Below are 20,152 nucleotides of genomic sequence, written 5' to 3'. Positions count from 1 at the left end.
ATTTTAGGAAGTAAAAAAATTAATTCTAGAGTTTACACAAAGGCTATTTAAAATCTTTTTATGGCTTATTTTCATAAAGAGGTGTGTTTCTATCATATGACTTGCTACTAAGAAGAGTTAATTTATTAGTAGCTTTTATTTTATTAAGTTATATAGTTTTTATATAGGTGATTTTTGATATAATTGTAGAATTAATATTTTAAGTTATATATAAGATATGAGGTGAACTTAAAATGACTTTACGAAAACTTATATTATTATTAGTAGTAGCAGAAAAATAGTTAACTAGGTATGGATGCTTTTTTACCTAGTTCAAAAGGATAGATGAAAAAATGTATAATATACTTGATAAGTATGAAGATTTAGATGATATAAAAAATATGAGTAATGATAAACTTAAGGAGTTCTCTAGTGAAATACGAGAATTTTTAATAGAAAAGATTTCCAAAACCGGAGGGCATCTTGCTTCTAACCTTGGTGTAGTAGAGCTTACCTTAAGTTTATATAAAGTATTTAATTTAAAGAAGGATAAAATTATATGGGATGTAGGACATCAAGCTTATGTTCATAAAATTTTAACTGGACGTAGGGATAAATTTGATAGTCTTAGACAATTTGATGGATTGAGTGGATTTCCTAAAAGAAGTGAGAGTCCCTATGATGCATTTGATACAGGTCATAGTAGCACATCTATTTCAGCAGCAGTAGGTATTGCACGAGCACGGGATCTATCAAAAGAGAATTATAAAGTTATTGCAGTTATAGGTGATGGAGCACTTACAGGCGGTATGGCAATTGAAGCTCTTAATGATATTGGATATAAAAAGACAAATGTTATAATAATACTTAATGATAATCAAATGTCTATTGCCAAAAATGTAGGAAGTATATCTAGATATTTAAATAACCTACGATTAGATCCTAAGTATAATAAATTGAAGAAGGACGTTAAATCTAAACTCCAAAGAACTAATATAGGTTCGGAAGTGGCTAATTCCATTGAAAAGATTAAGGGTGGAATAAAGCAAATGGTTGTAGATGGTATGTTTTTTGAAGACATAGGAATAAAGTATCTCGGACCAATAGATGGACATAATATAGAGGAGCTAATACGTGTTATATCTAAAGCTAAAGAAGTTAAAGGACCAGTTATATTACACGTTATAACGAAAAAAGGAAAGGGATACAAATATGCAGAAGAAAATCCCAATAAATTTCATGGTGTGGGTAAGTTTGATCTTAAAAGTGGGGAAATACTTTCTAAATCAAAGGATACATATTCTAAAGCATTTGGAAGAGCTATATTAGAAGTTGCCAAGAATAATAATAAGGTTGTAGGTATTACTGCAGCAATGACAGACGGAAGTGGATTATGCCCTTTTTCGAAGGAATTTCCGGAGAGATTTTTTGATGTTGGCATATCAGAGCAGCATGCAGTTACTATGGCAGCAGGATTAGCAGTATCAGGGTATAGACCTATATTTGCAGTATACTCAACCTTTCTTCAAAGAGCATATGATCAAGTTCTTCATGATGTATGCATTCAAAAACTTCCTGTTATATTTGCAATAGATAGAGCAGGAATTGTTGGAGAAGACGGAGAAACACATCAAGGCGTTTTTGATATTTCCTATTTAAGTAGTATTCCTAATATAACAATAATGGCGCCGAAGTGTGTTGAAGAGTTAGAATATATTATTAAATGGTCAGTTAAACAGAACTATCCTATTGCTGTAAGATACCCTAAAGGTGGAGATGATATTTTAGGGTCTATAGTTCCACTAAAAGAATTTACTTATGGAAAATGGGAAATACTAAATGATGGAAAAGAGATTGCAATTGTAGCAGTTGGGAAAATGGTTCAGAGAGCTTTAATGGTTAAGAATGAACTTTTAAAGTTTGGAATTAATTGTGCTATTATAAATGCCACCTTTATAAAGCCTATAGACACAGAACTTTTAAATAAGTTTGCAAGAGATAACTTTAAGTTTGTAATAATTGAAGATAATGTGCTTCACGGTGGAATTGGAAGCCTAATACTTGAACATTTAAATAGTGAAAAACTTAAAAATGATGTTTTAACTTTAGGCTTTAAGGATGAATTTATAACACATGGAAGTACTGAAATTTTATATAAACTATATGGACTTGATGTGAAAAGTATATGTGAAAAAATTATTTCATTCAAGTAGTTATGTATATAGTTTTAGTTTGGGAGAGAAGTTTATATGTCAGAGAAGAAAGAAAGATTGGATGTACTTTTAGTTGAAAAAGGAATATTTGAATCAAGGGAAAGAGCAAAGAGTAGCATAATGGCAGGAGAAGTTTACGTGGATGGCTTAAGAGTTGATAAATGTGGCCAAAAGGTTAAAGTCTTATCTAACATTGAGTTTAGAGGAGAAAAAATGCCATACGTAAGTCGTGGCGGATATAAACTTGAAAGAGCAATGAAATCTTTTGATTTAAAATTAAAAAATAAAGTGTGTTTTGATATAGGGGCATCTACTGGGGGATTTACAGATTGCATGCTGCAAAATGGTGCTAGTAAGGTGTTTGCTATAGATGTAGGATATGGTCAATTTGCTTGGAAGTTAAGAACTGATCCGAGAGTTGTATGTATGGAAAGAACAAATGTAAGGTATGTTACTCCAGAAGATATAGGAGAGTATGGGGACTTTGCTAGTATAGATGTTTCTTTTATATCACTAAAGAAAGTAATTCCTGTAGTATTAAATTTATTAAAGGATACTGGAGAGATTGCAGCCTTAATAAAACCACAGTTTGAGGCAGGAAGAGAAAAGGTTGGTAAAAGGGGCGTTGTAAGAGAGCCAGAAACTCATATTGAAGTAATAAGTAACATAGTTGATTTTTTAAAGGAAATGAATTTATCAATATTAGGAATTACGTATTCACCAATCAAAGGACCAGAAGGTAACATAGAATATCTAGTCTATTTCTCTAAAAAAGATGTAAAAGTAGATTATGATAGCGTAGAGTGTGTAGTTAATAATGCACACAGCAAGCTTGATTAGGGGAGATTTAAATGAAAAGTATAGGTGTTAATATTAATTCCTGTAAAGACCATGATGGTAAAATAAGAGAATATGTAGAAAAAGTCATAAAAGAAGAAAATAGCAATATCAAAGTCGAATTTTATGATGAAATAAATTATTTTGAAGAAGCATGTAGAATGAAGCCGGATTTCTTTATTGTATTTGGAGGAGATGGCACTATTTTAAATGCTGCAAGAAATTTAGTTTCATGCAATATTCCTATATTTGGAGTGAATATAGGCCATTTGGGTTTTTTATCAGCTATAGAGTTTAAAGATTTCAAAATTGCAATACAAAAAATACTCAAGGGAAAATATTTTTTGCAAGATAGAACAATGATCAAGTGTTCGTTTATAAAAGGACACAGCAAAAAAATATTTTATTCTTTGAATGAAGTTGTTTTATATAAAGGCAATATGGCAAAAATACTAAAATATAACATAGACGTTGATGATAAATTTTATATGGGATTTAAATCAGATGGAATAATTATATCTACTCCCACAGGATCTACGGCGCATAACTTATCAGCAGGTGGTCCAATTATTTATCCTAACTTAGATGTTGTATCTATTACACCTATTTGTCCTCAAGGCCTTCACAGAGGCTCTATAATACTTAATGGTAAAAGTAATATAACAATATCAGGTATAGATGCCAATGAAGATGTATATATAACTGTAGATGGAAGAGCGCCTGTAGATGTAAAGGGAGTTTCTTTTATTGAAATTTCAGAACTTAATTATAAGTGTAAGCTTTTAAAATTAAATGATTATGACTATTTTGATGTGCTTAGGAAAAAAATAATACTTAGAACTGAAGAATGCGAAGGTGATAAATATTGAAGGTATCAAGACATACAAAAATTTTAGAAATTATAAATTCAAAAGATATTGAAACACAAGAAGAATTAGCAGAAGAACTAAGAAAAAGTGGAATGGAAGTTACACAAGCTACTGTATCTAGGGATATAAAAGAATTGAAGCTTATAAAAGTCCTATCCTCAAAAGGCAGATATAAATATGCAACTATTTCTCCAACAGAAAGTTTTTTGTCGAATAAATTAGTCACAATTTTTTCGCAAACAGTATTAAATGTTGACAGGGTAAATAACTTTGTTGTAGTAAAAACTATATCAGGTTCGGCAAATGCAGCAGCAGAGGCCATAGATTCATTAAATTTAGATGGAATAGCAGGATCAATAGCAGGTGATAATACTATCTTTATACTATCTAGAACCGAGGAAATAGCGTTTACAATAGTTCAAAGATTGAAAAAGATGATTGATGAATAGGAGAGAGTCTTATGCTTCTTCAACTTAATATTAAAAATTTTGCTCTTATAGAAGAGGTTACTATTAATTTTGAAAAAGGATTTAATGTCTTGTTTGGTGAAACCGGTGCAGGTAAATCTATATTAATTGATGCTATAAATTATGTTCTTGGTGGCAAATCAAGCAGAGGTTTTATAAGAACAGGAGAAAAGAGTACATATGTAGAAGCAGTGTTTACCATGGAAAATGACAAAACAGAGTCAGAACTAAAAAATATGGATATAGGATATGAAGACTATGTAATTGTAAGTCGGGAAACCTTTAAATCAGGTAAAAATATTGCAAAAGTTAATGGAAAAGCTGTTTTGATTTCTGCACTTAAAAATATAAGTGAAACTCTAATTGATATACATGGGCAACACGAAAATCAAAATTTATTAGATCCATTAAAGCATATTGAGTACTTAGATGATTACTGTGAGGATGTTATTTTTGATGTAAAAAAGGATTATACTAATATATACCAAAAATTAAAGGCTATAGATGAAAAAATACGCAAATTAAAAGATAAAAATGGCGAAAATGGTAAATTGGCTGATTTTTTGAAATATCAAATAAATGAAATAGATAGTTCTAAGCTTAAAATTGGAGAAGATGAAGAACTTGAAGAAAGGTATTCAATTGTTTCTAATAGCGAAGCTTTATCTAAAGTATTTTCTGAAGCAACTGAGGTTCTTTATGATGGAAGTGAAAATTCTAAGTCTGTGTATGATTTGATTGGCTATGTTGTGAATAAAATCAAAAATGTTGAAAATAATAATGACAAGATTGAAAGTATTGTAAAAAATCTTCAAGACAGTTATTACAGTATTGGTGAAGTTGTGGAAGAAATAAAGTCTATTAAAAGTAGTATAAGTTTTGATGAAAATGAGTTGGATTATATAAACAGTAGATTATTTTTAATAGACAATCACAAAAAAAAATATGGAAGTACGATACAAGAAATATTGAATTTTAGAGATAAATTAGAGTCTCAATATAATGAAATAGTAAATAGTGAAGAAATAATAAGGCAACTAGAAGAAAAAAGAAAAACAGTATATAATGAGCTACTTTTAAAAGCAAAAAATATACATAAAATAAGGTGTCAGTTTGCAGAAAAGTTAGAAGCGTCAGTTAAAGGGCAACTGGATTATGTTGGACTCGGTAAAAGTACATTTAAAATAAATGTTGATTTTGATGAGAAATGTATTAATGAAAGTGGAAGTGATAAAGTTCAATTTTTAATATCAACTAATATAGGTGAACCATTAAGACCACTTGAAAAAGTAGTATCAGGAGGAGAACTTTCGCGAATAATGCTTTCGATTAAAGCTGTTTTTGTTAATAAGGATAAAATACCGTCGGTTATATTTGATGAAATTGACACAGGAATAAGTGGAAGAATAGCAGAGAGAGTGGCGGATAAAATGTATGCTATTTCAGAAAATCGCCAAGTATTTTGTGTTACACATCTTCCACAAATAGCATGTATGTCAGATGTACAATTTATGGTTTCAAAAAACATAAGAAATGATAAAACATATACAGATGTAAAATCTCTTAATGCAGATGGAAAGATGAATGCATTAGCAATGATGATTGGCGGAAGTAAGGTCACTGAAATAACAAGAGAGCATGCTAAAGAAATGATATCAATTGCACAAAAAAGAAAGAGCGAAATTATTGGAAAGATAATAAGTTAGATAATATAGTGACTTATTAGAAATTGCATTTTATCACAATAAATTGGAAGAATAAAGGAGTTTCTAATTAAACTAAAATTTATATAGTTATAGTGACAGTCTATGTACATTATAATTATGTTGAATTTAAGTTTATAGAAAAGCTATAGGTTCTTTCAATTTTTATTTTTTAGGATAAATTCTTAAGTATTGACTATAAATACAGTTATAATATAGCATAATTGAATTTTAAATTGGGAAATTTAATGTTGTAGGATATATAAATTACAAATATTAGGGAGGTAAAATTGTGAAAAATAAAAAACTAAGTATTATATACTGCATTTTAACTCCTGTAATTTTAGTTGTATTTTTAGCGTATAATAAATATGTAAGTACTCCTAAGAGTGTTTTAACAAAACGAGATTCGAGTAAAATTATTACCTCAAAGGCTAGCTTAAAAAATACAACTTCAAATCAAAAAAGTAAAGGTACTATGGGGATGTTTGGAATATCCTCGGTGAAATCTGCTAGCATTAAACCTCAATCTAAAATTCAAGTTTATCCTGGAGGGCAACCAATAGGAATTAAATTGCATACCAAGGGTGTTTTGATAGTTGGCTTTAGCGATATAGAATCAAGTGGTGGAAAAATTCAAAGTCCAGCTGTTAGTGCGGGTATACAAATAGGTGATAGCATAATTAAGGTAAACGAAAAGGAAATAAATACTGCAGATGAGTTAGGCGAAAAAGTAAATAATAATTCTAATGAAAAGGTAGAATTGACTCTGACGAGAAAAGGCAAAATTGTTAAAAAAGTAGTAAGCAAGGTAAAATGTAATAGAGATGAAAATTATAAAATAGGACTTTGGGTAAGAGATTCTACAGCAGGTGTTGGAACATTAACATTTTACTCTGATAAAAGTAAAATTTTTGGAGCCTTAGGTCATCCAATTACAGATGTAGACACTGGTGATATAATAAATATTAGTCGAGGAAATTTAATTGATTCATCTATAGTGTCTGTTAATAAAGGTATTAAGGGAAATCCAGGGGAATTAAGAGGAATATTTATAAATGAAGAAAAACCAATTGGAGTTGTAAAGGATAATACCATATGTGGTTTATTTGGTCAAAGTTATAACAAATTCATAAATACAGAGTACAGTAAGCCAATTGATGTTGCAATGAGAAATGAAGTTAAAACAGGGCCAGCAAAAATTTTGACAACTATTGATGGAAATAAACCTAAATTATATTCTATAAATATAGAAAAGTTATTTGATCAAAGTAATCCAAATCCTAAAAGTATGTTGATTAAGATTACAGATACAGAGCTTCTTGATAAAACAGGAGGAATAGTTCAAGGAATGAGTGGGAGCCCAATAATTCAAAATAATAAAGTCGTTGGAGCAGTGACTCATGTTTTAATAAATAAACCTGATACAGGGTATGGAGTTTATATAGAGTGGATGCTTAAAGCTGCAGGTTTGCTATAAAAAAATATATAGGAAAACCCTAATAAGCTGATATATACTTGAAAAAATAGATACTAATTGTATTATTTCAGTCTTATATGGTTTCCTATATATATTTTTGGTTTTAAAACAGAATATCAAATATTTTATAAAAAAAAATATATTCTCTTGATTTTTTATCATTTTAGTAATAAAATGGAAAAGAAGATAAAGACAAAATTAATTAGATATAAAAAATATAGAATTATAAAACTATACATATATTATTATATATATAAAAAAGGATAAAAAGTAGTTTTGTCGAACATAAAGTATACAAAATGATAATTTGTGGTAATATTTCTATATTTTATAAAGGGGAGTTAAAAATGGAAAATAAAAAAATAAGTGTTTTAATTGCAGATGATAATAAGGAATTTTGTAATATTCTCAATGATTACCTACTAAATCAAAGTGATATGATAGTAGTTGGAATAGCTAAAGATGGTATAGAAGCACTAAAATTCATAGAGGATAAAAAGCCTGATCTTGTTGTACTTGATATAATAATGCCAAGGTTAGATGGATTAGGAGTGCTAGAGAGACTTAACAATAAAGATATGGAAAAACTTCCAAGAATAATAGTTTTATCTGCTGTTGGACAAGACAAGATAACTCAAAGAGCAATAACACTTGGTGCAGATTATTATGTAGTTAAACCTTTTGACATGGATGTATTCACTAATAGGATAAGAGAGATGTTTAATAATACTATATCAAATTCAGATCAAAAAAAAGCATATCCAGTTGAAGAAAAAGAGTCAAGCTTTGTTGGTACAATTACAACTGACAGTTATTCTGAAGGTTCAAGTAATAAGGCAGTTGATTTAGAAAGTGAAATTACATCAATAATACATCAAATAGGAGTTCCAGCACATATTAAAGGATATATGTATTTAAGAGAAGCTATAACTATGGTAGTAAATAATATGGAACTTTTATCAGCAGTTACTAAAGAGTTATATCCATCTATTGCAAAAAAATATAACACTACAGCTAGTAGAGTAGAGAGAGCTATAAGACATGCTATTGAGGTTGCTTGGTCACGTGGACAAGTTGAAACTATAAATAAATTATTTGGATACACTATAAATAACGGAAAAGGTAAGCCTACAAATAGTGAATTCATAGCTATGATTGCTGATAAATTAAGACTTAAAAATAAAGTTAGCTAAGTTAACATTAACAACGGTTTAGGTTTAGTTATCAAAAATCAAAAAAGCCAATAAATGAGCTTTTGTATAAAAGATATTAACAAACATTTAAATAAAAAAAATATAAACACTTTCTGTTTTCTTAATTATTTATTAGTTAACAGGAGGTGTTTTTTTATGTTTAAAATTACTGATTTAGATTATACAATCGATGAATATTTAACATTTTGTGATATGAAAAACTTATCTAAAAAAACTTTAAAGTCTTACGATCAAACTTTAAAATTATTATCAAAATACTTATTGGAATATCATAATATCAATTCTATAAAACAAATCAAAAAAAATCACATTGAGGAGTATATAGCTTTTAGTAAAAATAAAGGCAAATATACTTTTGTAGCTAATCAAAATTCAAAATCAATTAATTATCCAGAAAACAGAGGGGATTTCGAAACAAAAATTAGTGCTTGCACAGTAAATAATTATTTAAGAAATATAAAAGCTTTTTTTAATTGGTGTGCTTAAGAAAAGATTATTAGTGACAATATTGTAAAAAGCATTAAATATTTAAGAGTTAAACGAAAAATAAAAGACCAAATAACAGATTTTGAGTACAAGAAATTACTTTCTTGCTTGGATACAACCAAATATGTTGAGTTTCGTGACTATACGATAATTAACGTGATTTTCGATAGTGGAATGAGATTAGGAGAAACTTTAGCTTTAAAGGTTGAAGACATAGACCTTATAAGAAGAACAGCAATTCTTAATGCTGATATTACTAAAAGTAAAAAGGATAGAGCAGTGTTTTTTGGTAGAAAAACAGCAGCTCTTCTAAGAAGATGGATATTGTATAAAGATAGATACTTAGAAACTGACTTATTATTTCCAACTAACAGAGGAACACAATTAAAAATTTCAAATTTTGAAAAGAACTTTAAAAAGTATATCAATATGACATCTATAAAAAAAGATATAACTCCTCATTGTCTCAGAAATAATTTTGGAAGACGTTTTTTGATGGCAGGAGGCTCTCTCACAATGCTTTCTCACATTTTAGGACATAGCAGTACATCTGTCACAGAAAAAGCCTATTTAGACCTATCTGACGATGATATAAGGAAAAATTATGAACGATTTAGTCCGTTGGAAAATTTAAGAAAGTAGGCGTGATTGTGATTAATAAACAAAAAGAATTATTTAAAGTATATTATAACTTACAATCAAAAGAATTTAGAGAAATGATAGTGGTGTGATTGAATGGTATTAAAGTAAAAAAAATAAGCCATGTTCCACAAAAACAAAGCTTATTTAAAATTGAATAAAGATAATGAAACCTTTACTCCACAAACTCGATAATTATATTATATTTCAAAAAAGTGGAATTGTAAAGGGTGTAATTCTTATACTCTTTTTTAAGGTGTAGGTTAGTTGTTTAAGCAAACAAGCAACTATAAAATTTTGTGTGGTGTGATAGAGCCGATGCAAATAAAATCTATTCGGACATGTAGTATTCGTGTTATTGTGGTACATGCCCGTCAAACGGGTGTATCTGACCGTTTTATAAATTAGATATGTAGGTTTACTGTATGGCTATAGTACAAGCTGTATGCACGTATAAGGGCAGTAATTTATATGTTAATGTACTATAACGATAACAATGCTAAAAGCTGATACTTCAGCCTATACCCGATATTGCAAGAACTATTATAAAGTAGTAGTTCTTTTCTTTTTTTTATGCTCCGAGAACAGGGGCAAACTGCGTTCACTAACGTGCTTAACCTTCCCCGATATTATTAAATTTAAATCCAAAAGTCAAGAGAAAATCAAAATTCTAGTTTCGGAAATAATACTAATATAATAATAATTATATTTAATGTAGCTTAAGGATAAAGGATTTTTAAATATTTTACATAATAATAATATATTGGTTAAACTGGGAGGTGAACTGTTATGCCATGTAAAAATTTTAAAGAATCAGATTTCCAAGAGCTTAAAGAGATAATAGAAATAGAACAAAAAGTTAAGCTTAAAATAAAAGAAAATGGTGTGAATTATTTTATACTTAATGAACAGAATTTAACTAATAATATGAGGGAAGCTAACGGAACTGTAGATATTGTTTTTAGATTTAAAGATAAACAATTAATACTTTCTAATTTATTTTTAAGAGAAGAAGGTATAGGTACAGGTTCTCATATTATTAAATGGTTTGTTGAATTTTGCAAAAAAAATAATTTGATAAATTTTCAAATTAGAATAGTGGCAAAAGATAACGTAGCAATGAATAACATTTGTGATAAATATAATTTTGAAAAAACAGATAACAATGAGGAATGTAATGATTTTTTATTAAAAATCATATAAAAATAAATTATTGGAGGTAATTTACATGGACAAAGAATTTGATTTTAGTATTTATTCAAGAAGATGGGGGCATGATGATGATTATTCACTTAAAATTACTGATAAAGGATGGAACTTTTTATGTGTATCAGTTCCTATGAGCGGAGAATGTGATAAAGCAGGAAATCCATTTCTTATTAATAAGCTTGAGAATGAATTAATCAATTATCCAAAAGATTTGGGAGAATACTTAGAATGGCTTTGGGAAAAAGTAAAGAAAGAAAATTTAACTGATGAAAAAATACAAGAATCATTAAATATATTAGCAGAATGGATTAATTTATGTGAAAAAAATTCGCCAAAGGGAATATGGGAGACAATGAAATAAATAGAAAATGAAAAGAGGAATAATATGATAGAGGATTCTTTTATGAATAAAACCTGCAAAATAAAAGATGCTGTTAAAATTATTGAGGCAGATGATAATATAAAAAAAATGCTATTCAAATATGCATTGGTACAAGGTCGAGTTGCTGGTATATATAAATTTGATTACTCTTTAAAAAGTATTAATGCAAATATTTCAGGGGTGATTAAAGATAGCTTGAATGATTTAAAAAAAATACTTGCAAAGGATTTGTCGAATATAGTTAATTTAATACAAGAAAATTTGAAAATAGGAGATGATTTTTTTTCTTATAATATTGATGACGATAAAATATATGTTTTTGATGAAAAATATAATGAGATAATAAATGGAAAATACAAACTTACAAGTGATTATAGTAAACTTATAATGCCTATAGAAAACGAAGTTTAAAGTAAATATGTATGTTATATGAAAAGGGGCTGTTGCAAAACTAATTTTTAGTTTTGCAATAGCGCCTTTGTTGTATATAAAAAATGTGAGTTCCGAAAAACTTACATTGATTGTATAATTAAATTATGCTAATAACGAAATTACACACAAAAAATTATAATCAATTTAATGATAATTTGCAACTTATATTACCATTAAATTTAGAAAACTTAATACCAGAAGATGATTCTGTTCGCTTGCTAAGCTATTTATTGGAGGGATTAAATTATAAAAAGTTGTACAAGGCGTATTCTTCCGTAGGAAGAAAATCAGCAGTTGAACCCAAAATCATGTTCAAAATAATATCATATGCTTATTCTCAAAATATTTATTCAAGTAGAAAAATAGAAAAAGCATGTAAAAGAGATATAAATTTTAAGTGGCTTCTTCAAGGCTTTAAAGCACCTGATCATGCTACTATAAGTAGATTCAGGAAAAAATATCTTTCAAACGAAGTGATTGAAGATTTATTTTATCAACAAGTTAACTATTTAGCTAATGAAAAAGAACTATTATTTGAAAATGTATTTATTGATGGGACTAAAATTGAGGCAAATGCTAACCGATATACTTTTGTTTGGAAGAAAGCTATTTATAAAAATGAAGGTAAGATGTTTGATAAAATTCTTGCTCTCGTTGAAAACATTAATGTTGAAAGCTTAAAAGGGTTTACCATTGAAAAAGAAACTTTGATAGATGATATAAATAAAATTCTTGAATGGCTTTTATTTGAAAAAGAAAAAAGAAATATAGAGTTTGTTCATGGAATCGGTAAAAGAAAAACTGCAATTCAAAAATGGGTAGAGCAGCTATCACAATATAAAGAAAGACAAGAAAAATATAATTTAAGTAAAAAAATATTTTCCAAAAGAAATAGCTACTCTAAAACTGATACAGATGCAACTTTCATGCATATGAAAGATGATCATATGAGGAATGGTCAATTAAAGCCTGCTTATAATGTACAAATAGCAGTTGATAGTGAATATGTAACTGGTGCTTAAGTATTTGATGATAGAAATGACATAGCAACATTAATACCAATGATTAATAATATGCAAGAAAAAATTGGCCATAAATATACTAATGTGATTGCAGATTCTGGTTATGAAAGTGAAGAAAACTATTTATTTTTAGAGTCTAATAATCAAGTCCCATATATAAAACCTCAAATTTATGAGAAGTGGAAAAAAAGAAGTTTTAAAAATGATATCAGTAAGCGCGAAAATATGAAATATGATGTTAAAACAGATACATATACTTGCCATAATAATAGAAATCTATCCCCATCATATATTCTTCATAAAAAATCCGCAAGTGGCTATAAGTCTGAGGTTACTGTTTATGAATGTGAAAATTGCGATAAATGCACTTTGAAACCAAAGTGCACAAAAGCAAAGAAAAACCGAAAAATGCAGGTTTCAAAGACTTTTATTAAAAAGCGCGAAATTTCCTACAACAATATTAAAACTGAATTGGGAACTAAATTGAGAATGAACAGATCTATTCAAGTTGAAGGCGCATTTGGAGTCTTAAAAAACGATTATGAATTTAAAAGATTTTTAACACGTGGAAAAAATAGTGTAAAAACTGAATTTATTTTGCTTTGTTTTGGATATAACATTAACAAATTACACTCGAAAATCCAAAATGAAAGAACTCAAAAGTATCTTCATGAATTAAAAGTTATTTCCTAATTATGGAACAAAATGATTGGGTTTATTTTAGTGCGCTAAAATCTCGTAGAAATTTAAATAATTAATACACTATTTAAAATATCTGGTAATTTTATAGCGTGAATAAAAAAAGAGCATCGCTCATGATTAAATTTTAATTAATTTAAATCATTTTGCGACACTCCCTTTAATAATTTTTAGTGCCAGAATTTTAGTAATCTGATAAACTTGTAATTTTTTTCAGTAAATGCGGTAATGACAGGTTCATCATATCTTGAAACACTATGAGCGGAATAATACATATAGTTGCTATCTATTTTAGTTACAATAATTGTATGAGTCCATGTTCCAGGGTTTCTAGATAATTGTAAAATGTCACCTAATTGGGCGTGTCTACAACCACCATCAGGAGCACTTGCATAGCCATTGCTAACCATATAGTCAAAAAATGGTACAACACAATACCATGCTGGACTTAATCTAGTTGGCATAGATGAATACCATGTCCATGTAGTTGGAACACCACCCGCATTAACAATTTGAGAAGCAAAATTTGTACAATCGTCATCTTCATAATATCTATACCAAGGATTTGGACTTATTGCATATCTGTGAGCATAATCTACAGCAGCAGCACTGTTGTAGCCAGAATAATTACTTGCTTTTAAAATTTGTTGTTTGGAGGTTACTATATCATTTTTAGTATTTTTACTAGAGATACAATAGTCTCTAACATTATTATAATATTCGTCTATATTGCTAGACATATCATTAATGTCGTTTGTTTCTGAATTAATCTCGTTGGTGTAATCAGAAGATTCAATAACATTAACAGTATTATCGGCTTTAATTAAATTATTAACTTTCTTATAGTTTTTACTACTACTACTATTATTATATTTATCTACATCCAGAAGTTTTGTTATGTACCAATTGTTATTTTCAAATTTAATTTCTACTATCTTTTTATCATCAGCTCTTGAGTCAGAATTACTAGTATTAACTCTAAATGTTACATCATATGTAATATTTAATACATAAGTATTAGATGATGTTTTAGATATACTGTCTATATTAACAGATGGGTTGTAACTATTTATTTTAAAATTAAATTTTTTATACCATGAAGCATCGAAAGTATTATGTTTGTTAATTAAATCTAGTAGTGCTGAATTATTAATTACATCATTCAAATTACTAACTTTCCATGTTTTCATTACTTCATATTTTGAAGATAGTACTTTGTTAATATTTGATTTAACTTTATTTAAATCACTATTATTTAAGACTTGTGTGGAATTTGTAAATGCTTTTGCATAAGTTGTATAATTTCCCCAAAAGCTAGAAACAGTTAAAGTTACGCATAAAAGTATTTTTAAAGATTTCATTTTCATTGATTAATTTCTCCTAACATAATGAATTTAATAACTTGTATTTAAAATTAAAATATTTACTTTACATCAAATGTAAAATAAGATAATATAATAAATACACAAGTATATTCTATTTTTGTAATAAAAATCCTTTAGATGTTTTCAAAAAATTTAATAATGTGAGGTAAATTATAATGTTTTCTAAAAAAAAGTTAGTACTATATTTTGTTTTAATTATATTATGTATTGGAATTGCTACTTATTTTTATAAGAAATCTTCTAGAAAAGTACCTATACCAAGTTATACTCTTGATAAAATAATAAAACATAATGTTGAACCAACATCAATAAAAACATATTTTGGTGGTAAACCGTTTTGTGATTATAAAGTTATAGATTTTGACCAACAAGGGAAAAAAATAAAAGTATATATATGGTTAGTGGCAGAAGAATATTATCTGAAGGACAATAAAGTAACAGAAGGTACAGGTGGGGTATTCCCTGCATTTGTTACTATAGAAAAAAGAGGAAATAAATATAATTTTATAAATTGTAAAATATCGCGAGAAGAGGAAACAGATGAGGCACTTGAAATTTTTCCTAAAAATATTAGAAGTAAAGCCTCACGTTTAAGTCAAATAGATGATACTTCTGTTAAAAAAGCAGCAGAACATTACTTTGCAGAGAGAAAAAAATAAATTGATGATTTTATGGTAACTATTTATTAAGGTATATAGTCTAAACGGTGTAGTAAAAAAGTTGTGAAAGCAATGAAGGGAAACCTTTGAGGCTTGCACAACTTTTCGTTTTATAAAATTTTATTTTAGCTGATTTAATATAAAATTTAGTAACATTAAAAAATACTTGATAATAACTTGGAAAAATATTATTATATATAAAGATATAACCAAGGAAGAAGTGGTAAATTGGCAGACAAAATAAAGATGGAAGTACTAATTATGGATTCCATGATATCTAAATTTAGACAGATGGGCGATAAGTTTGGTAATATAATAAATAAATTAAGACAAGCACAAGGTGGAATTGAAAATGCATATATAGGTGATTCATCAATAAAAATACAAAGAAATATAAATGATACATTAAAATCAGGGAAAGAAATAACAGATACATTATATAATTTATCAATACAATTAAATAGTGCAAAAGATGCTATAATAAGAGCAGATAAAGATAGTTACAATAATATAAAATTAAATACTATAATTAGAGGAAAAGAAGATTTCTCAAAAGTTAAAGATTCAAAAGATAATATAAGTAATATGGAAAAGGTTATAGGGTATTTTGGCTTAGGTGCGATGGTTTCTATTTCTGATAATTTAGCGTTAAATATACCGAATCTTACAGGCTTGTATAATGATAAAAGATTAAGATACAATTTAGAGAATGAAAACAGGTATGGAGTTTTAGCAGCATATCAGTATGGTAAAACATTTGGAGACATAGAGGGATTAGCACAAGGTACGGTTGAGCTTTTTGGTGGACTGTCTATTATGGGATTTGGAGGACTTGGTGCTGGAGCATTAACAGTGGCTACAGATGGAGCGGCTGCACCAGCAGTACCATTAGTAGAAAGTGCTGGAATTGCATTAGCTGGACATGGAATAGGAGTGTTTGGGTCTTCACTTTATAATATGGGTAGTGATTTTTCTAAAGGTAATTTTTATTTTAGTGAGATGAAAGGCAGTTACAATAAGCCAAGTGAAATTGCTCCAAAGGCAATAAAAGATGTAAAGAAAAAATGGGGGCAAAAGGGTATTGAAGCCTTTGAAAAAGCAAAGGATAAAGGAATTGTTGGTGCTCAAGGTCAAAATGGAATAAAAAAGTTAAAAGGTAAACCATTAAAAGGAAAATATACTTATGAAATAAAAGTTAAAAATAAGGAATATGGTGATTTTAGAATATATGGATATGAAAGTAGTAATGGAGATATAGTTTTTGATTTGTTTGATAAGGCATTACATTAATTTGGAGGTATAAAAAAATGGAATTGGAACAATGGTTACGTAAATATAATGTAAAAGAAATGGTAATGAGAGATTTGAATTTTTATCTTAGCGAATATAAAAAAGAAGATGAAGAGGACTTTAAAGATTTTTTTCGAAATGTTGTTTTTGAAAATATTAAATATGAATTTCATAGTGTATCTTATGTGATAAATACTTGGCATGCTACTGAAAATGAGCAGCGTAAATACATTTCCGCAAAAGTAAGATTAGAATATGAAGAAACAACATTTGCAGAGTATGAAGCTATATACAATTTACAAGGAGAAGGGGAAGATGATTATTTAAGATTGGTATAATAAAGAAAATTAATTTTTTATATAGTTGTATTGAGTTTCTACATTAATATATAGTAAAATCTAAAAAACAGTATTGTTTAAAATTACTTTACTTTTTATTGTAATAATGCTAGAATAAAAATATCAATAAATTACATTTTTTTATATAAAATATTAATAAAAGTAATACCAATAAATATTTAAGAAAAAGATAGTTTAAATGTTTTGTTTTATTTGGATACACTATAAATAACGGAAAAGGTAAGCCTACAAATAGTGAATTCATAGCTATGGTTGCTGATAAATTAAGACTTAAAAATAAAGTTAGCTAAGTTAACATTAAAGAATTATTAAAAATTAACTTTATATAATAAAGAATTACACCTCCAAGGTTCATTGAAATATGAATTTTGGAGGTTTTTGTAATTGGTTTATATTTATTGAACTAAATTATAATCGTTTGAATTAAATGTATAGATATTTGATAATATATTTAAAAGAATTCTTGCAAATGTTGAATTATTAATTGACAAATAAATGCTATGATAATATACTTCAATTATGAAATAAACTGTATAATAAAATTTTACTAGAAAAAATAGTTTAAGGGGTTTTTGAATTTTTCATCAATATGATTAAAAATTGTAATATTGGAGAATATATAGAGGAGTATATGGTCCATTATATAAAGTTATGGTTGGTGAATAAATTATGGTAATTAAATTTTTAATTGTAGTAGCAGTAGTTTTGTGTGTAATTGTTCTAATAGGTGTCATAGGATGTATTAAAGCAGCAGGTAGGGCGGATGAACTTGAAAGAAGAATACAAATTAATGAAAAAAAGCTTCACAATAAGAAGGTTTAAAGAATGAAGCATAGCAAAATGCACATTTACAAAAGAAGGATTTAATAGTAAAATTTATTTATATATATATATTACCAAAATGCTTTTACATTCTGCTCCATAAAAGATTTTATGTGAGCACTTCTTTTTAGGAATATATGATAAGTCTATAGTTAATTTAAAAATGGTGCATAAACTTTTTTTTGATATCATATTATTTATTATAGTGATAGAAAGAAAGGGTGAGATGATTTGAAAATTAATATAGCTGAAGCAATAAGTAATCATATAAGAGGGAGATTTTGGTTATATATCATAAGTTCTTTAAGCATAGGTATAGGGTTTGTAATAGGTGTTTATACAGTAAAATATATGAATAGTTATGAAAAAAATGATTTAATGAACTACATCTTAAGTTTTACAAAAACTAGTGGGACTAGCATTATAAACTATAATAGTGTCTTATTAGAAACCTTCAAAAATAACATACCTCTAATATTAATTATATGGTTTTTAGGTCTTACGATGTTAGGTATACCAGTAATTTTGATTATTGATTTTTTAAAGGGATTTACACTTGGGTTTACAATAACTTTCTTTGTTAATAGTCTTGGTGTTAAAGGTATTACAATGGCATTCTTAGGAATTTTGCCTCAAAATTTGATTTACATACCTTGTATTTTGTTTATATCAGTTATAGCCATGGAGTTTTCTATGGGAATAGTAAAGTATGGATTTAATGATGGCTTAAGAAACAGAATCTTTAGTAAAATAAGCTCATATTCCTTAATATTTTTATTTGCAGGAATATTTATGGGAATGGGGGTTATATTTGAGACATATTGTACACCTAATATAGTTAAACTCACAGCAATGCAATTTTCGGGAAGTATATTTTTATGAGCAAATATTTAGCCGAGTTTATGATAACTTTTCTTAAGTGCTTTTTTATTTTAATAATTTTTGGCATATTAATTCCAGATATAATAGATAAAATACTAACTTACATTGTTCAAAAGAATACTAATAGTAGTGGAACTTATTTCGTATATAATATATTTAATTGCAGTAAACAATTGATATTGAGATATATATATTTTTTTAGACTTTTAGAAGGTTATAATTAAAAAATGGGAGATCTTGTAATGAATAATTTTGTTGAACAATACTTTGCGGAAATTAAGAAAAAGAATCTTAGTTTGAATACAATTGATGCATATGAACGAGATATAAAAAAGTTTTATGATTTTTTAGATGAAAATGAAGAAAAATTTGAAGATGTAGATGTAGTTACAATAATGTCATATGTACAATATTTGCAAAAAAGTGGACGTGCTAATAGTTCAATTGTAAGAAATATAGTGTCAATAAGAAATTTTTTTAAATATCTAGAAATAAAGGGAATAAGGCAAGATAATCCCGTTATACAATATGAAGTTCCCAAAATAAGAAGGAATTTTCCGGATATTCTTACAATAGAAGAGGTAGAAGAACTTTTGGCAAGACCAGATGTTTGTACAAATAAGGGAATAAGAGATAAGACGATGCTTGAGATAATGTATGCTACAGGAATGAAAATAACAGAGCTTTTAAATTTAACTATTTATGATATAAATTTAAAATTGTCTTACATAAAGTGTCGAGGTATAAAAAATAAAGAAAGAATAATACCTATGGGATCATATGCAGTTAAATGTCTTGAAACATATTTAAAAATAAGAACAAAATTAAATGTTAATAATGCAGATTATCTTTTCTTTAACCTTCAAGGTGATAAAATGACGCGTCAAGGTTTTTGGAAAATAATTAAACATTATGCAGAAGATTCTGGTATAAAAAAGAAGATTAATGCATATACTTTACGACATTCATTTGCAGTTCATTTACTTCAAAATGGAGCTGATATAAAAACCATACAGGAGCTTTTAGGGCATAGAGACATGGCAACAACGCAAATTTATTCTGGTATGTATAGAAATACAAGAATTGCAGAAGTTTACAAAAAAACTCATCCTAGAGCATAATAG

General features: G+C 27.6%; 20 protein-coding genes and 2 pseudogenes. 21 read left to right on the top strand and 1 reads right to left on the bottom strand.

The annotated features are described in order from the left end of the window. The first annotated feature begins 332 nt into the window (after positions 1–332). From dxs to CLFE_RS11965, 13 genes and pseudogenes are all read left to right on the top strand, one after another. Positions 333–2,192 (top strand): 1-deoxy-D-xylulose-5-phosphate synthase, encoded by a 1,860-nt coding sequence (gene dxs / locus CLFE_RS12020; protein ID WP_077833697.1) that lies wholly within the window; start codon positions 333–335, stop codon positions 2,190–2,192. A 36-nt stretch (positions 2,193–2,228) separates the two neighbouring features. Next, entirely contained in the window at positions 2,229–3,032 is an 804-nt protein-coding gene (locus CLFE_RS12015) for a TlyA family RNA methyltransferase (RefSeq protein ID WP_077894024.1), read from the top strand. Positions 3,033–3,043: 11 nt separating this feature from the next. Continuing rightward, positions 3,044–3,898, top strand: coding sequence for an NAD(+)/NADH kinase (locus CLFE_RS12010; protein WP_077851302.1), 855 nt, complete (start codon positions 3,044–3,046; stop codon positions 3,896–3,898). Beyond that, positions 3,895–4,347 carry an arginine repressor gene (locus CLFE_RS12005; protein ID WP_077833700.1) on the top strand — a complete coding sequence of 151 codons (453 nt, stop codon included), beginning with the start codon at positions 3,895–3,897 and terminating at the stop codon, positions 4,345–4,347. The genes CLFE_RS12010 and CLFE_RS12005 overlap by 4 nt, the downstream gene beginning before the upstream one ends. Before the next feature lie 11 nt (positions 4,348–4,358). Next, on the top strand, positions 4,359–6,071 hold the full coding sequence (recN, locus tag CLFE_RS12000; RefSeq protein ID WP_077833701.1) for a DNA repair protein RecN: 1,713 nt from the start codon (positions 4,359–4,361) through the stop codon (positions 6,069–6,071). A gap of 289 nt (positions 6,072–6,360) precedes the next feature. Continuing rightward, positions 6,361–7,548 (top strand): SpoIVB peptidase, encoded by a 1,188-nt coding sequence (gene spoIVB, locus CLFE_RS11995; protein WP_077894023.1) that lies wholly within the window; start codon positions 6,361–6,363, stop codon positions 7,546–7,548. A gap of 347 nt (positions 7,549–7,895) precedes the next feature. Further along, complete coding sequence (gene spo0A, locus CLFE_RS11990) at positions 7,896–8,741, top strand: sporulation transcription factor Spo0A (RefSeq protein WP_077851299.1); 846 nt, start codon at positions 7,896–7,898, stop codon at positions 8,739–8,741. Positions 8,742–8,897: 156 nt separating this feature from the next. Beyond that, positions 8,898–9,248, top strand: a complete 351-nt coding sequence (locus CLFE_RS24390; RefSeq protein WP_349497209.1) for a site-specific integrase — start codon at positions 8,898–8,900, stop codon at positions 9,246–9,248. Between the two features lie 108 nt (positions 9,249–9,356). Continuing rightward, entirely contained in the window at positions 9,357–9,890 is a 534-nt protein-coding gene (locus CLFE_RS24385; RefSeq protein WP_349497207.1) for a tyrosine-type recombinase/integrase, read from the top strand. A 786-nt stretch (positions 9,891–10,676) separates the two neighbouring features. Continuing rightward, entirely contained in the window at positions 10,677–11,090 is a 414-nt protein-coding gene (locus tag CLFE_RS11980; protein ID WP_077894022.1) for a hypothetical protein, read from the top strand. Between the two features lie 25 nt (positions 11,091–11,115). Further along, entirely contained in the window at positions 11,116–11,457 is a 342-nt protein-coding gene (locus tag CLFE_RS11975; RefSeq protein WP_077894021.1) for a hypothetical protein, read from the top strand. Between the two features lie 24 nt (positions 11,458–11,481). Then, entirely contained in the window at positions 11,482–11,889 is a 408-nt protein-coding gene (locus tag CLFE_RS11970) for a hypothetical protein (RefSeq protein ID WP_077894020.1), read from the top strand. Between the two features lie 125 nt (positions 11,890–12,014). Continuing rightward, positions 12,015–13,625 (top strand): annotated as a pseudogene (locus CLFE_RS11965) (IS1182 family transposase). Positions 13,626–13,801: 176 nt separating this feature from the next. On the opposite strand, the gene CLFE_RS11960 reads toward CLFE_RS11965, so the two are convergent. Then, on the bottom strand, positions 13,802–14,998 hold the full coding sequence (locus CLFE_RS11960) for an amidase domain-containing protein (protein ID WP_077894019.1): 1,197 nt from the start codon (positions 14,996–14,998) through the stop codon (positions 13,802–13,804). A 173-nt stretch (positions 14,999–15,171) separates the two neighbouring features. Between CLFE_RS11960 and CLFE_RS11955 the strand changes: the two genes are divergently transcribed. The 8 genes and pseudogenes from CLFE_RS11955 to xerD all read left to right on the top strand — a co-directional run bounded on the left by CLFE_RS11955 (position 15,172) and on the right by xerD (position 20,149). Beyond that, positions 15,172–15,675, top strand: a complete 504-nt coding sequence (locus tag CLFE_RS11955; RefSeq protein WP_077894018.1) for a hypothetical protein — start codon at positions 15,172–15,174, stop codon at positions 15,673–15,675. 228 nt (positions 15,676–15,903) lie between these two features. Beyond that, positions 15,904–16,965, top strand: coding sequence for a molecular chaperone Hsp60 (locus CLFE_RS11950; RefSeq protein ID WP_242951652.1), 1,062 nt, complete (start codon positions 15,904–15,906; stop codon positions 16,963–16,965). Between the two features lie 17 nt (positions 16,966–16,982). Continuing rightward, on the top strand, positions 16,983–17,303 hold the full coding sequence (locus CLFE_RS11945; RefSeq protein WP_077836272.1) for a hypothetical protein: 321 nt from the start codon (positions 16,983–16,985) through the stop codon (positions 17,301–17,303). Positions 17,304–17,512: 209 nt separating this feature from the next. Continuing rightward, positions 17,513–17,614, top strand: a pseudogene (locus CLFE_RS11940) (sporulation initiation factor Spo0A C-terminal domain-containing protein); the annotation flags it as partial. Positions 17,615–17,993: 379 nt separating this feature from the next. After that, positions 17,994–18,146: a hypothetical protein gene (locus tag CLFE_RS11935; RefSeq protein ID WP_169850970.1), complete on the top strand. Its 153-nt coding sequence runs from the start codon at positions 17,994–17,996 to the stop codon at positions 18,144–18,146. Between the two features lie 231 nt (positions 18,147–18,377). Further along, a complete protein-coding gene (gene spoIIM / locus CLFE_RS11930; RefSeq protein WP_077835804.1) occupies positions 18,378–19,028 on the top strand; it encodes a stage II sporulation protein M in 651 nt (216 codons plus the stop codon). Further along, positions 19,025–19,252, top strand: a complete 228-nt coding sequence (locus CLFE_RS11925; protein ID WP_077853317.1) for a hypothetical protein — start codon at positions 19,025–19,027, stop codon at positions 19,250–19,252. Before spoIIM ends, CLFE_RS11925 begins: the two co-directional genes overlap by 4 nt. A gap of 18 nt (positions 19,253–19,270) precedes the next feature. Continuing rightward, entirely contained in the window at positions 19,271–20,149 is an 879-nt protein-coding gene (gene xerD / locus CLFE_RS11920; protein WP_077835806.1) for a site-specific tyrosine recombinase XerD, read from the top strand. The last annotated feature ends 3 nt before the right edge of the window (positions 20,150–20,152 follow it).

Source organism: Clostridium felsineum DSM 794, assembly GCF_002006355.2.
Taxonomy (GTDB): domain Bacteria; phylum Bacillota; class Clostridia; order Clostridiales; family Clostridiaceae; genus Clostridium_S; species Clostridium_S felsineum.
Note: the sequence above shows the minus strand (reverse complement) of the source record. Positions and strands in the feature narration are given on the sequence as shown.

What these genes read in the sequence shown, in the direction of transcription:
- CLFE_RS11925 (WP_077853317.1), top strand. Translation starts at nt 19,025, where the DNA reads ATGAGCAAATATTTAGCCGAGTTTATGATAACTTTTCTTAAGTGCTTT.
- CLFE_RS12010 (WP_077851302.1), top strand. Translation starts at nt 3,044, where the DNA reads ATGAAAAGTATAGGTGTTAATATTAATTCCTGTAAAGACCATGATGGT.
- xerD (WP_077835806.1), top strand. Translation starts at nt 19,271, where the DNA reads ATGAATAATTTTGTTGAACAATACTTTGCGGAAATTAAGAAAAAGAAT.
- CLFE_RS11935 (WP_169850970.1), top strand. Translation starts at nt 17,994, where the DNA reads ATGGTAATTAAATTTTTAATTGTAGTAGCAGTAGTTTTGTGTGTAATT.
- CLFE_RS11975 (WP_077894021.1), top strand. Translation starts at nt 11,116, where the DNA reads ATGGACAAAGAATTTGATTTTAGTATTTATTCAAGAAGATGGGGGCAT.
- CLFE_RS11960 (WP_077894019.1), bottom strand. Translation starts at nt 14,998, where the DNA reads ATGAAAATGAAATCTTTAAAAATACTTTTATGCGTAACTTTAACTGTT.
- CLFE_RS12015 (WP_077894024.1), top strand. Translation starts at nt 2,229, where the DNA reads ATGTCAGAGAAGAAAGAAAGATTGGATGTACTTTTAGTTGAAAAAGGA.
- CLFE_RS11970 (WP_077894020.1), top strand. Translation starts at nt 11,482, where the DNA reads ATGATAGAGGATTCTTTTATGAATAAAACCTGCAAAATAAAAGATGCT.
- dxs (WP_077833697.1), top strand. Translation starts at nt 333, where the DNA reads ATGTATAATATACTTGATAAGTATGAAGATTTAGATGATATAAAAAAT.
- spo0A (WP_077851299.1), top strand. Translation starts at nt 7,896, where the DNA reads ATGGAAAATAAAAAAATAAGTGTTTTAATTGCAGATGATAATAAGGAA.
- recN (WP_077833701.1), top strand. Translation starts at nt 4,359, where the DNA reads ATGCTTCTTCAACTTAATATTAAAAATTTTGCTCTTATAGAAGAGGTT.
- CLFE_RS11955 (WP_077894018.1), top strand. Translation starts at nt 15,172, where the DNA reads ATGTTTTCTAAAAAAAAGTTAGTACTATATTTTGTTTTAATTATATTA.
- CLFE_RS11980 (WP_077894022.1), top strand. Translation starts at nt 10,677, where the DNA reads ATGCCATGTAAAAATTTTAAAGAATCAGATTTCCAAGAGCTTAAAGAG.
- CLFE_RS11945 (WP_077836272.1), top strand. Translation starts at nt 16,983, where the DNA reads ATGGAATTGGAACAATGGTTACGTAAATATAATGTAAAAGAAATGGTA.
- CLFE_RS24390 (WP_349497209.1), top strand. Translation starts at nt 8,898, where the DNA reads ATGTTTAAAATTACTGATTTAGATTATACAATCGATGAATATTTAACA.